Annotated in this window: 10 protein-coding genes; all 10 read right to left on the bottom strand. The window is 43.9% G+C overall.

The genetic code is table 11. From position 1 onward, the window contains the following. On the bottom strand, positions 1-1,428 hold a 1,428-nt coding region (locus H6G05_RS21715), incomplete at its 3' end, for an eCIS core domain-containing protein (RefSeq protein ID WP_190581468.1). A gap of 98 nt (positions 1,429-1,526) precedes the next feature. Further along, positions 1,527-1,955: a hypothetical protein gene (locus tag H6G05_RS21710; RefSeq protein WP_190581466.1), complete on the bottom strand. Its 429-nt coding sequence runs from the start codon at positions 1,953-1,955 to the stop codon at positions 1,527-1,529. 59 nt (positions 1,956-2,014) lie between these two features. After that, positions 2,015-3,901: a phage tail protein gene (locus tag H6G05_RS21705; RefSeq protein WP_190581465.1), complete on the bottom strand. Its 1,887-nt coding sequence runs from the start codon at positions 3,899-3,901 to the stop codon at positions 2,015-2,017. Next, entirely contained in the window at positions 3,883-4,869 is a 987-nt protein-coding gene (locus H6G05_RS21700) for a baseplate J/gp47 family protein (protein ID WP_190581464.1), read from the bottom strand. The genes H6G05_RS21705 and H6G05_RS21700 overlap by 19 nt, the downstream gene beginning before the upstream one ends. Before the next feature lie 3 nt (positions 4,870-4,872). Next, positions 4,873-8,493: a baseplate J/gp47 family protein gene (locus H6G05_RS21695; RefSeq protein WP_190581463.1), complete on the bottom strand. Its 3,621-nt coding sequence runs from the start codon at positions 8,491-8,493 to the stop codon at positions 4,873-4,875. A gap of 61 nt (positions 8,494-8,554) precedes the next feature. Next, complete coding sequence (locus H6G05_RS21690; protein WP_190581461.1) at positions 8,555-8,941, bottom strand: GPW/gp25 family protein; 387 nt, start codon at positions 8,939-8,941, stop codon at positions 8,555-8,557. After that, positions 8,941-9,648, bottom strand: a complete 708-nt coding sequence (locus H6G05_RS21685; protein WP_190581459.1) for a phage baseplate assembly protein V — start codon at positions 9,646-9,648, stop codon at positions 8,941-8,943. The genes H6G05_RS21690 and H6G05_RS21685 overlap by 1 nt, the downstream gene beginning before the upstream one ends. Further along, the gene (locus tag H6G05_RS21680; protein ID WP_190581457.1) at positions 9,645-10,712 is read right to left on the bottom strand and encodes a phage late control D family protein; all 1,068 of its coding nucleotides are present in this window, start codon (positions 10,710-10,712) and stop codon (positions 9,645-9,647) included. The genes H6G05_RS21685 and H6G05_RS21680 overlap by 4 nt, the downstream gene beginning before the upstream one ends. A gap of 53 nt (positions 10,713-10,765) precedes the next feature. Then, complete coding sequence (locus H6G05_RS21675; RefSeq protein ID WP_190581455.1) at positions 10,766-11,413, bottom strand: CIS tube protein; 648 nt, start codon at positions 11,411-11,413, stop codon at positions 10,766-10,768. Continuing rightward, positions 11,404-14,556, bottom strand: a complete 3,153-nt coding sequence (locus H6G05_RS21670; RefSeq protein ID WP_190581453.1) for a hypothetical protein — start codon at positions 14,554-14,556, stop codon at positions 11,404-11,406. The genes H6G05_RS21675 and H6G05_RS21670 overlap by 10 nt, the downstream gene beginning before the upstream one ends. Positions 14,557-14,562: the final 6 nt, after the last annotated feature.

The following is a 14,562-nucleotide window of genomic DNA, read 5'->3' as shown; positions in this document are numbered from 1 at the left end:
GGTGACTGTGAGTTCACCACTACCATTAAGGCTAGCCAAATCTGGCTGTCCCAAGTTAACGTTAAAACCACCCGTGAAACTGGAGTTATATTTAGCCGTTGATCCACCAATGGTCGCGATAGGATTAGTGATCTTGGCATAACTGCCTAAGCTAATCTCAGTGGCACTGATGGTTGCTGTTTTCCAATCTAGTCCAGCTTGACCAATAGTCGCATCCGTGACTGTGGCTGCTGTATCATTCAGTTTTGGAATTGTGAGATCTGCATTTTCGATTTTGAGAGCTTTGCTGGCACGATCATATTGGATATTATTTGCCTTGAACTGGAGAATCTCGGAAACCGTGACCTCTACACCAACATTTTCACTCTTGTAATCCCATTTTTTGGTTTGGCTTTGGTAATTGATTTTGAAGCCTCCCTTCGGCTGGATAGCACCAAAATCAGAGCCAAAATTCAGTTTTAATTCCCCTTGAATATCTAGACTGCAATTATCTGTTGTTTGCTCCAACTTGATACTTGGCTTGACGAGCTTAAACCAAGGAAATATTTCGATTTCTGATGGAGGCGAATTTAGCCATGTATCTGAAAATGATTGGATTTCTTGAGTAACATCCTGAACAAAGGTTGCAATTTCTGGAAATGGTTCATTACTAAACTGGATTTGCCCTGCCCCTTTGCGTTGAACGGCAGTTTTTTGAGAATTTTGCTGAACTACATGGGTCAATTCATGGGCGAGAAGTTCTTGACCTTGACGACTGCGCGGCTGGTATGCACCTTGCTTAAAAAAGATGTCAGTTCCTGTGGTAAAAGCGATCGCCTGAATCGAGTGGCTTAACTGATGAGATTTTTCATTAGTATGGATACGCACATGTCTGAAATCAGCATGAAATGCTTCTTCAAGGGGTTCACGCACATCCTCTGGAATTGCTTGCCCCTGCCCCCTTTGCTGCTGGATCGTGGTCTCGAATTGTGGAGTTACAGCCGTGCCTGTGGGTGCAGATGTCGGAGCAACTGCTTTCGGCATAATGCGTTTGCTATCTATCGGCTCAGCTTTGCGGATGGGATCTGTGTTAATACGTTTAACAACCTGAGCCGCTACCCGATCCGCTTGCTGTTCATGGCGATCGCCTGCCTTAGTCAGTTTCAACTTGGGTTGTACTACTAGCCCCTGAGAACCTCCCCGTGCCAACTCCTGTGATAAACCTCGAAAGCCAGATGATGAATGTAGACTCTGCCTCTGTATCCTGTCCATTGGCATAGAGGATATCTGTGGCAATTTCCTCTGAGCCTGCAAAACACGCCCCAAAGCCTGATTGGTCAAAAGTTCCTGCGGCTCTTCACGCAGCATAGCAGACTCTTGCTTACTAGCTGTATTTGTTGAAGAAGCTGCTTTTACTGTTTGATGTTGACCTTGTCGCGAATTGCCCATGATTATTTCATCCTTAACTTTCTGAAGTTTGGGTCAACATCAAACCAATATACTAATTGCCCGAATAGAACTTTGATGTTGAACTTATTATCTGTAATTTATGTACCTTTAACTCGCATATTTGTAGTCATAAAAGTACCAGTACCCGAATATTGCGGCGTAGCGTCAGGAACTGGCCCCGCAGGTGTCGGCTGTTGAGCTGGCACAAGAACTTGAAACTTCGCATTAAACGTTCCTCCCTTCAGTAAAACTGGCTTATTATTCGATTTTGTGCGTAGAGCTTTTTGATTCGGTGCTAGGGAAGCAATACTTAGCATACCAACACCAGGAATAGGGTGCGATGCAGTGATGTAGGGACAACCAGGAACCATAACTGTTTTTTCATCTCCATCAATACAAGCCATTTTTTTATTAATCATCATTTTTCCTGTTCCCATTAAATTGCCTGGGATCACCGTGACGATCGCCGCCCCAAAAGCAGGATTAAACATCGCTAAATCACCCGTTGTTAAAATAAAATCCGCCATAACTGTGGAACCTCAAATATTTAGCAAACCTATCTTTTCGGGGATTTAAATTAATCAATTCAATCAATCCAGTCATCTTCTTGGATATTAGCTCGGAGCATTGCGGGAGTGACTCGACCAAGAATGGTGTTTCCACTCATTGTGCCATTGGTATTTTGATGACAAATTTCTAACGCATGAACCCTTGGGCTTAGTTCAAAATTCTCCACCAAAATAACCAAAGAAGTAGGTCGCTGATTGAGATTAAAATTAATCTGAATCGTCACTGTCCCTGTCACAGTCTGATTATTGAGATTCTGTATAACTATATAAAATCCCTGAATATTCTTGAGAAACCGCTCATAGGGCATATGGTGAGTAACCCGAATGCCCTGATCTACAAACTCCAATTCAGGAGTATAGGGCGGTAAAGCAGCGGTTTGCGACTGCATTCGGACTACTAAAAGATGACTGATTTTTTGCAATTCCTCTGGACTGATAGCTTGTGGCTCGATAAAAGCTTCAATTTCGATTCGACGTTTATCGGGCGTATCAAAGAGATGAAATCGATAAATTCGTTCTAGCCATTGGGAATTGGGAACAATACGTAATGTATCGCCGATCTCTGCACCCAACAATGTATTGCCGATTTTGTACTCGGCGCGACGGGTATAAACCTGAAGCGTCAAATTTTCTGGATCGATAGGCAATTGCATAGTTTGATCGGCACTGGAACCAAGGCGCGTACTGCCCTGCATCTGATCCCATCGGGTTCTGGGTTTATAGATGCGAAGCCTTGCATCATGGACAAGGCGCATAGTCTGACCTCGGCGCGTTCCAAGGTGCGTATTCCCATCAATGTAATGGGTTTGGGACTGATCGAGGCGCAGGGGAGGTTCGCTCTGTAGTCTTAGAGTAGTCTGAGGATCATCGGTGAGGCGACTACTGCCAGACATCTCCTCGACTGGTCGCCAAGGTCGATAGATTCTGAGGTTTGGTTCTAGACGAAAGGGAGCAGTCAAGAGGACGACAGAGACACGTTGATGGTTTAGAGTGAAGTTGAGTTGGACGGTCATAGTACCGCTGAGATGGCGATCGCTTAAATTTGCCAAAGCCACAAAATAACCATTGGGATTCGCCAACATCTTTTCATAGAAAACTGTCTGCCTTACCACTGGTCCCATTTGACTGCCGTTCGGCTCTAACACCTCCGTTTTGCCCTGAATGCGGATTAAGATCTGTTCCGCTAATGCTGGTTCAAACAGTGTTGGATCAAGGGCAACAGACACTTCTACCTGTACCTTCTGACCTGACGGGGCTTCAAACATTGCAAAAGGATAACAACAACCCCAAGTTTGGGTCAGTTGCATCGTCAACGTTAAAATGCGGAGCGCATAGAAAGTATGGGCAGGTTTCTCTTCGTTGATGATCGCCTGAGCTGCGCGGCATTCTCGCCAGTAGCGATCGGGCTGAATCACCTGATTACTGGGCAAGGCTAATTGCACTTGAAAATAATGGGGGCGATCGGCAAACTCAAAGACGGAAATCGTTCGTTCGGGATAGCTCAACCCAGAATTTTCTAGGTAGATCGTGAGCATTTTTTTGAGTCCGAGAATAGTGCCCCGCAGGCGATACAGTGGCACAATCTGGCTAATAAACTGTCGTTTTACCTCCTCATCCCAATCTTCCCGCAAGCTTAGAGCCACCCAACCCGCTAACCAAGGCAAAAAGTCAGCAGGTGTCTGTTGAGGATCGAGATAGGTATGGATCTGGGAAATAACAGTTTCGAGACCCACGGGGGATTCTGATCCTGAAGTCAGAATATGAGGTCGAAATGGGACTGGCTCAAGGGAAGGAATCCCACTCAAGCCCTGCTCAAAGGCAAGTAGAAACCGACCCAAAAATGGATCGCTTTGCAGATAGGCTGGGAGATATTCTAAATAACTGCTTAGATATTTGGTTTCCATGTTGTTCCGAACCGTTGCAAAGTTTGAATTGAGCCAATCTGGATCTGCACTAATTCGTGCTCGCGAATTGACAGCCCAATTAGTTGATTTTGCTCGTTGTATTTTTGGCGATCGCCTTCAACACCAGTCAATTCTATGGCTTCCACATAGTCAACTCCCGCCAGCCCATCGAGGAGTTGATAGAGTTCTGAAAGGTAGATGTCATTGCCGAAGGGGTAGCCTTGTCCATCCCAAAATTCATGGGAATCGAGGCGAGCAAAAAAATGTTGAATACGTTCTTTTGCTTGATCTTGCACAATCCTGAAGTTGGCGCTGTCTTCTAGATAGAGCGTGGCGGACAATGTGACATTAACGTAATGGGGTTCAACGATATGCAGGTGCGTGGTGATCAAGCGACGTTGGTTGAGGAACCGCTTGAGGGTGTGCCGCAACAGGGTCGTATCCTCTTGGAAATGACGGGGCATCACTACGAGGCTGATGTGAGCTTCGACAACCTGATCGATGTCGGCATTGTCTAAATCTCGTTCAGGAAGGCAATGGACACGGGCAATTTCAGCATTTGCCCCAAATTCCCGTGGAGCAGTTTTAGTTTGTAGCCAATCGTGGAGAATCAGTTGCGTAAAATCGGCGGAAGTGACGGCGCGGTAAGGTTGGCGCAGTTGGGCAAGGGTCGTTTGAATTTCACTCTGGAGCAAGTTAGCTTGAGCGGCAGTGGAGAGTCCACTGGGAATTGTCCAAGGTTTACCCTTGAGCAGGGAAAGAAAGATGGCTTGGTTGGAATTAGGAATTTGGTTGAGGCGGTATAGAACCATTTCGGTCAACCAAGCCAATAGTTCAATGAGCACAATCCCCGTATCGGCAGGATTGTAATCAGTCCATTCGGGAGCTTCGATGGGAATGCGCCCGATCGCCTCTTCCACAAGGTCAGCGTAGGTGCGATCGTCTAGATTAGAAAGAGGGATAGGCATAGCTTAGGTACTAATTTCAGGTAGTTTTAGCTCAATCTGGTGGATTCCCGAATAGATCAAGGTTTGCTGATCGACGATCGCATCGGCGGGCTGAATTTCGAGGGCATGGACATAGCGCACACCAGAGACAGCTTCGATGACAGCATAGACATCAGAATGGTGGGGGCGACGACCAAATTGCCAACCACTCCCCTGTTGTCCCCCTGTCAAGGGATGGAAAAAACTTTGGAGAGCTTTCAGCACATCAGCTTTAACGGTTCCAGCATTAGCGACGTTCTGGGGAACAATCTCGGTATTAACACGGATTTCCTGCCATTTAGGTCCAGAAACGCGGAGTTTAAGTGTAGGAACATAGCGTGCCTTGAGGAATTGGGAAACACGGTTAAGGAGAGCAAGATTAGGCGTTGGTTGACGGTCGGTGCTGTGGGGGACAATGATTACTTGAACCCAACCAGCATTGAGTTCATTGTTGAAAACTTTGAAGACATCGATCTCGTTGCCAGCGATCGCCTGATGGTTGGGGTCAGGATGAGGATCAATCCAGAGTTCTTCAAGGAGGGGACTAAAGTCGGGAGCCATCATGTCAGGGGTGATCACCTGCACACGAGCAATGTCAACGGAGGCTTCATAGGTGAGATCAGCGAAGTCTTGGGCAGTCACTGATCGATCGCCATGACGGAGACGTTGTGGCGATCGCACCTTCAAGCGCTCAAGGGATTCTTGGTTACTGCCCCCTTGGGAGGCTTCCCAATTGATCACTTGGGCGATATAGGGAATCGTTGTCTTCAGTTCCGTGATGGTTTGAGCATCTCGATTGCCTCGGATTCCACCACCCATGCAATAAGTATTTAGGCGAATATTATTGCGTCCACGGGGTGGGATCTTTCCTGCTTGACCATCCCCAAACCGAATTTTCCCCAATTGCCTATCGATTACATAATGGCGATCATTAGGAGCAGAGCTATGAAAATCTGGTACTTCTTGCCAACGTACCCAGACAGTTTCAAGGCGACCTGTTTCATCATAATGGGTGGCGATCGCCTCATCGCCAAAGTGCTGACGTAAATATCGTTGTTCCGACTCCGATGGCAAGCGTCCCTCTTCAACTACTAAGGATTCACCCCACAAAATTGGAAACTGACTTACATTTAGCACCTGATTTGGCTCATGGTTACTCGATCCTAGTATTTCTCCATTCAGAGTGATGGATTGATTTGCCCAAGTCGTATTTGTTCGTACTGCACAGAGACGGGGTGGTACAGGAAAATCCCCTGCGCGAGCCACCCAACGAGCAAAGTAACGCATCATGCTATAGAGATTATATAGTTCATAGGAGATAGCCCACCGCCATAGATAAAACAAAACTATAGGCAAAGATTGCCAATCTAACGGCTGCTGGCGTATCCGTAACCAATAGCATTGCTGCCCAAAATGGGGTGAAGTAATCCAATCGGTGGGGCCGACAAACTGGATCAACCCCTTTTCTAAAAATCCCTGAGTCTCGTCCGCTACGGTCAAGGGTAGCCACCCCTTGGGACTGGGATATTCCCATACTAAGCGCTGGGTATTACTAAGCTGAACGGTCTGATTTGCTTTTGGAGCAACACTTTCAGGGTTCGGAGGTTGGATTTGCAGATAAAGCGTATTGGCTCGGTTGGGGAAAGGACGGTTAAACCCTAGATAAAGAGAAGAATCTCGATGGATCTGGGGAGTAAGCGGATGGAACGATCGCAATACCCTTGTAGCATTGAGATGATCGTAATCTAAGGGCTTAACTAAAATCACCTGTTGGCGATCGCGATCAATCAGTTCAATCTGCCCCAGTTCGACCGTTTGTCCCGTAAACTTGACAATTTCCCCAACTGCCAACGCACTTACATCGTTTAACTCTACGACCCTTTCACCAGCAAAAGCAGAACGATGGAGAAACAACTCTAGGGCATCGCCATCTGCAAAAATAAAATCGTTGTAAGACTTGATCTTGGCTGTTTGTTCTAGAAAACAGCGATAGGTCAGAGTAATCGATTGCAGAATTGGCGGCTCAAATATATCTGATGTTTGCTCAGTGATAGCAAACTTACTGAGGATACGACTGCCCGCAGTGTAAGCGTTACGTGTGGCCCGATTTAGGACGACAACGGATGTGGCAGGACGAATGGCGACGATTTTGGCTTCCTCTTGGCGAGTCGGTTCCATTCCTGACTGAAGACGAATTGTATCCTCAACAGCCAAAGCCTCAATGTTATCCACCACAATCTCAGTTTGACCAATGGCGATCGCTGTCGAAAGCATGGTCACATCGTTATACATCACATATTGACGGGTACGCCCTCGGCTCCCATATATTCCCTGCACAATCCGCGCCCTTAGCCAATAGCTTTCCTCACCCATTGGCAATGGTGGTAATGTGGCAGGAAATTGAAACGTCCCTGTCACACTTCCTTCGACTAACCGCAATGGAGCCGCATCCGACAGCCACCGAAATTTTTCGGCATCTTCGGTACTCTCAATGGTCTGCCATTGCTGTCCACAGCCTACTTCCCAAAGCAGTTCTAAATCATCTGTATAACGAGGCACTTGGCTTAATTGCGCCTGTATTTCGATCGCCATGCTCGGTTGAATTAGACGCTGATCTAACGCCATCAGAAATGTGTCGTTATACTGCGGCGTTGTGCCAAAGGGATAGAAATCTTTACTAAGATCTAGCCTAATCGTATTAAAAAAGCATTCCTTGGGGAGAGCTGTTTGATCAATATTGGTGGTCACAAGGCTGGGCAACAGTTCAGGTAAATTTTGCCGATGATGGGGACTCAAACTCACTCGTAACCATTTTGCTGAAACCCCATCTACCTCAACCTCTTTCAGTTTCGGCAATTGCGTGATAGTCACTAGTACCTGCGATCGCTTCGATCCACTTCCACACTCACATTCTACAGCCGTCAAGGGTTGCCAAGATTTTCCATCCCACGTCATCCAATCCCGTAACCGAAAAGCAAGCTGTGTGGCACTCTCTGGAGAATCCGTCTCAAAGGTCACGGTGATTGTCTCCAACTTCGGTAAGTCAAACAGCTCCTTTCCATGCAAATAAAGATAATGCTCTACGGTCGTATCACCATGAAAGACAGGAAATGGCTCATGGACAGCATCAACAACTGTCGCAATATGACGATCGCTATAGTAGTCACGATCCTCAATCACAAAAATTGAAGTAAGTTGGGTATTAGTGACCAGTAACTCCCGCTCTGTCTCGAACACAACTTCTTCATCTTTCCCCTCTGGAGGGGGAGCCGCAATTCTCGTCTGTTTCGGAACTAAGGCTTCAACTGGACTGCCAGCCGCTAAGTTAAACGTGACTGGAACCCGTGATGGTTGAGGTGGGATCAACTCCGTGCCAATCAGATTCATAAACGCGAGCTGATTGCGATTAGGAACCTGATTGAGGCGATCCTGCACCACAGTCATCATATGACCGAAAATTCGTATCAGGGCCAAACCCACATCAGCAGATTGAGAAGATTGAGATTCTGGGGATCTCCAATCCGTGTAGGATTTCGCCAGCTTTAAACTATGCTGAACGATATCTTCATAACTACGCTGATCTAGCTTTGGCGGTTCCAAGGACATATCTTTTACTAGAGATGATTTACTAGAGATGATTTACTAGAGATGATTTACTAGAGATGATTTACTGGAGATAAAAGGGATAAACAAGGTTAAACTCGTTGGTTGTCGTTCGGACTTGGTAATTAATCGAAATTTGTAATAAGTTTGGGTGGGTAAATTGCGGTAATAAATCAATATCTAAAATATCAATACGGGGTTCCCATTCAATTAATGCAGCCCTTACATCACTAATAATTTGCCCTACCGTTCCTGCTGTATTCGGCGCGAAAATATGATCATGAATTCGACAACCAAACTCAGGACGCATTAGCCTTTCTCCTCGTGCAGTACTGAGTATCGCCCAAATTGATTGACGCACTGCTGCTTCATACTTTGCAGTCTGGATCTGCTGTGTTTGATCTAGTTGGATCGGTAGTGACCAACCAACTCCTAAAAAATCAATATCCATTACATCACCTCCAACGCCCCGTTATTTACCTTTACCCCCGCCGAACAGTTCAATTCAAGCCCAGATTTTGAACTAAACTCTCCTTTCATTTTTGCTTGAATATTACAATTAGAACCAGCATTGATTTTGATATCCTGTTCAGTTTTAAGCTCCAAATTTTTACACTCTATTACTATATCATCGTCACTACTTTTAATCGAAACTTTTCCCTTAGCCTTAATAATTAAATCCTTCTCAACTTCAATTTGCATTGAGTCATTTTCGCAATCAATCGTAATTTTATTTTTGCCACTTTTATCCTGAATAATAAATTTTTCTTTATCCTCAGTGTCATCGAAAACAATCATGTGACCACTGCGAGATTTAATAAACCGTTTATTATTTTCGCCATCATCATTTTTTTCAGGTGGTTTATCCTTACCATTCCATAAACTTCCTAAAATGTAAGGAAATGACATATCCCCATGTTCAAAGGCAACTAGCACTTCATCATCTACTTCGGGTAAAAAATAAAAGCCGCGATCATCCCCTGCCATCGGAGTCATCACTCGCGCCCAAGGACTTTCATCATCATCAGTTAACCAAGGGAATTTAACTTTTACACGACCTAGACCATCGTCATCCTTAATATTTGTAACTACAGCGATCGTGACACCATAAAATCGTGCCGTGCGATCGTCAGGAATTAATAAATCCAATCCCATCATGATGCGGTTCTCCTTGCGGTAAATGATGTTTGATAGCCAGATTTGTGACTATAGTGATGTTCAGTTGAAGTCACATAGTAGAGTCCACTAAAGCGTTTTCCTACTTCTTGAATATCGATTACTTTGGCAATTTGTACGGTGGGATTTCCTGCACAACTTCCTTCGGCTGTAATATAGGCAAGCGCCATATCTTTGAACTGTCCCAGAGCAATTTGATCTGCTTCTGCTTTGGTTCTTATTGGTTGATGCACAATCGTAGCGATCGAAGAGCCAAAACTATCGACTACCTGCGGGCCAGTTTTTTTACCTGACATCTTACTACCCTCTTTCCCTGCTGCGGCTTTCCCTAAGGATTCCTTCTTATCATCTGGTAACCATCCCCTTACCTCAACTTTTTCAACTTGATTCATCGTACTTAAACGAGGGAAAAACTCGCTTAATCCTTCTTTGAATTTTAGGGTTAATACTTTTTGACTATCAATCTGAGGAGGTTGGAAAGAAATATTTTTTTTCTCAATAACTATTTCATAACCAATTCGTTCAGCCCGACTTTTTAAGAAATCCCAATCCGTCTGATTATGTTGCAAAACATAATCATGTTTAACTTCACTATCTTTAACTTTTGGCGTTAAATTTCGCGCTCTGGCAATATCACTAAAAATGTCACTATCTTTCATTTTGGTAAATGATTTGGTTTTCGAGCCTCTTAAAAGTCGATGTCTTAGATCATGTCCTCTAACTACTAGTCTAGGCGTAGCTCCCTGACTAAATTCTGGCTCTAATCCTGTAATTTCACCAAAAATAATAGTTTTAAGCGTATTTTGATAACCCATTTTTATTTCGACTTCATTCCCAATATCAAATAAACTATCGTCAATCCATGTAAACTTACTTTTTGCTAGATCCCAACTCAGAAATTCCAAAGTGAACATGCTCGGAGCATCAATATCTTCAAATACTGTTAACTCTAAAAGATCAGCATCAGCTTTCGTCGATAATTTTTGTCCTTGAATTAGGACTTCGACATTAGGAGAGAGCGTTTTAACACCAGAATATTCAGACATTTATTACTATTATTGATTTATTGATTAATATTAGTTTTGTATAGATAAACTTTTTAATATGAGATCCTCAATGGCGGAATAGTCAAGACCAATCCTGCTGTTAAGGCTCGGGGATTTATTAGATTATTTTCATTGGCGATAATTCGCCATAATGCTGGATCACCATATTCTTCATTGGCAATACTGCTTAAGGTTTCACCTCGGCGGACAATGCGTACTGGATCATCAATTAGATTGGCTTCCTTTCTCCGTTTTTCTAAATCTGCCCACTCTCGAAAAGTACAGTTTAAGGTGGCTCGAACTGGCGTTCCATCTTCTAGAAAATGAGTTAAGGTTTTACTGACTCTTTCCAAAAATCCATCGGGCAATAGGACGCTGTCATTGCCGCCAATTTTCCCCCAACTCAACTTGCAACGAGGCGGACGTTTTGTATCTGTGCCAATTTTAGGATGGGTTAAATTAAAGATTTTCTTCGTATATTTTTGGACATTCTCTGGTGGAGATCCGCTTAGAGTTGTGTCAAAAAATAGATTAATTGTTAAAGTCGCTAGCTCATTTGCCGCTGTAGGGTAACCACTATCCAATCGCCAACCCGTTTTGTCAATTTGGAGTTGGTTAGGATTAAACAGTACTTCGATTTCCTCAGCAAAATCGCCTTCTTGATCCTTCTCAGCCTTAATTTTTAATTTCTCTAGAGCCATTTTCTTTTCCCTCTTCTTTCACCTTCAACAATAAGACGTTGGATTATTTTTCGTTCTACTTTTGCTACTAGTAAATCAATGTTAATTTCGTTTGTTTCCCTCATTTCAGGATTATTTTGAGTTTTCATAAAAGCATTTGAATTTTGATTAGCATGATTAGCGATCGCAGGTGGTTGTGCTGTGGATAATGCTGAAGAAGCGTTAGTCTGGATTGATGAGGTTGAGGTTGGGGAAGTAATCGTGCTGTCAGATCTAGTAATCACCTTTGAATTGGTGGGATAACTCTGATTTGGGTGACTTCCCATAGTCTCTGATGCTGAATTGGTAGAGTTATGACGGGACAAAAGTAGAGGCTCAAAGGTCTGCTCAGAAGTTTCTAATATTGCTTGAACTGTGGGGAAAATGGGAGGCTGGATGAGAGACAAAGAATTAGAAGGAGAAACTTTTTCTCTAACTATTTGAGTGACCAAGGAAGAAGAGGTTAGTTGTTTCTTAAGATCAGTGACTGGGGTTGAATTATTGACTTTTATGGTCTTGGGATTAATGGAGGTAGTAACTATTTTATTTTCATTGACTGTAGTTGGATTCAATGGGGTCAATACCAAATCATCTTGAGATGAGTAGACCGTTTGAGCAAAAGTTTGCAGATCATTGTCACCTGTTGTGCTGACTATATTTTGGGTCGTAAAGTTAGGACGAACTGTAGAGGGTTCTAGGTCTTTCTGCTCAAAGGAGTTAGACTCCTGAGTAATTCTTTGAACTAGAGATTCGGGCGAAGTTTGAGAAGTCGGGACATCAATCTTGCTAGCTTTAATCAAAAGCGGCGACTCCAAGGCAGAAACTTCAATACTTGTTACAGTTGACGATGGTAACGATGTAATGGGATCAGCATAAACTATTGGCATTGGGTTATGGGGATTTGCAGAGGATGCCCATGAAATTTCTGCAACTTCAGGTGAACTGTCTGACCATGACGCTCTAGCGATGGGATTATCTGGTAAGTTCGGATCTAGGTTTAGCAAATTTTCTAAAGGAGCGATCGCATCTAGCGCTAAAGGATAAGTCGGAGCATCAGTGACCGTAGATATCAAAGGTTGTACATTGATCATATTGGGAGCAGCATTATCATAACGAGCTTGAATGACACCTTCGCTAACAGGCTGAATAACCAAGGGTTGAGAGAGTTCAGGCTGAGCATCAGAAAGCACAGTTGTCTGAAGATGCTTAGTATTAACAGGATTAATTTGTTTGGCTTGTAATGAAGAGAGTTGATGCTCTGATGTCTCTGAGGATATATTTGAGGCAAAACTCAAAGGCTCTGACGGTAACGCAGATGGCGGATTGGAGATCGGAACGATCGCAGTCTGAGGGAGGTTGGGAATTTGGGTTAAGGTCTGCTCAGTTTGTATGGCTTCTGTAGGTGTATCTGTACGCAAAATCGATAGTCTGGGTAAGGATGGTTCCGAAGGTATAGGCAACCCTCGATCTAGCAGCGTCGGATCTAAGTTTTGTGGAAGCTGCACAAAGGATAGTTTTTGCTCTGAAGATGCGATCGCGCTCACTGGCGTTACAGATGCTTCTACTGAGGCTATTGGACTTGATGAAATCTCCTGTTGCACTATGGGCATTACATCTGATAGCAAATCAACCTCAGTAGCAATCGGCTTAACAGTCACATCCGTTATGAGATCTCCTAAAATAGAGCTTTCTGAAGTTTGCTTTTCTGTATTTGGATGATGAGTTGATGTTTGACTAATTGCTATCTCGGTATTTTTTACAGTATTTGGGGCAGGCGATCGCCTCTTGTTTTTAGTCTGTTTCGACTTGGCTGTGGTTAACTGTTTTTCTGATTCCTTACTTACCTTTGTCCCAGACTCTCGTTGTGCTTGAATTATCGGCATATCCACAGCACCTATCATGATTGGCGCGATGTCCTGTGTGATCGCCTTAATTGGTGTTACAGATGCTTCTATTGAGGCTATTGGATTTGAAGAGATTTCCTGTTGCACTACGGGCATTACCTCTGATAGTGAGTCAAACTCGGTAGCGATCGCTTTAACAATTACATCCGTTGAGTCATTTGATACATGAATATTACTTGGATCAGCATTATCATAACGAGCTTGAATGACACCTTCGCTAACAGGCTGAATAATCAAGGGTTGAGAAGATTCAGGCTGAAAAGTAGAAAGCAAAGTTATCTCAGTCTGCTCCGTACTAACAGGATTAATTTGTTTGGCTTGTAATGAAGAGAGTTGATGCCCTGATGTCTCTGAGGATATGTTTGAGGCAAAACTCAAAGGTTCCGATGGTAATGCAGATGGCGGATTGGAGATCGGAACGATCGCAGTCTGAGGGAGGTTGGGAATTTGGGTTAAGGACTGCTCAGTTTGTATGGCTGCTGTAGGTGTATCTGTACGCAAAATCGATGTTTTGGGTAAGGATGGTTCCGAAGATATAGGCAACCCTCGATCTAGCAGCGTCGAATCTAAGTTTTGTGGAAGTTGCACAAAGGATAGTTTTTGCTCTGAAGAGGCGATCGCAGGAATAAAACTAATTGACTCAGATACGGGATCAACAGATCTTGCATTGATGCTTAAATCCTCCTTAGCTAGAACTACAGGCTCACTTGAGGCTATTGGAATAGATGGAATTTCCTGCTGCACTATGGGCATTACATCTGATGGTGAGTCAACCTCGTTAGCGATCACTTTAACAATTACATCCGTTGTGAGATCTTCTGAGATGGAGATTTCAGAAGTTTGCTGTGCTGTGTTTGGATGATGAGGCTGTGAATCTTGCTTTAAATCTTGCTGTGAATCTTGATTAGTAAGTGTCTTAGAAATTTTTACACTATTCGAGATCGGCGATCGCATCTCTTGTTTTGCCCCTACAAAAGCCCCCTGCAAATCATCTACTGCCTGATTATCCAATTCAGAACTTTGGGCATAGACAATGGGAACTTGTTCCGCATCCAATTCAACAATCGTTGACCAACGATTCAATTGCTGATCCAACAAGGGTAAGCGATTCTCTAAAGCTTGAAAACGCTCAAGCAAACCCTCAGACATCCGATGATTAGTCACACCTGGACGCTTTAAGGGTCGAGTTAAACGTTGTACAAGCCGAGGATCAAAATTCATACATTT

The organism is Phormidium tenue FACHB-1050 (genome assembly GCF_014696925.1).
GTDB lineage: Bacteria > Cyanobacteriota > Cyanobacteriia > Pseudanabaenales > Pseudanabaenaceae > Pseudanabaena.
This window is presented reverse-complemented; position numbering and strand designations above follow the sequence as displayed.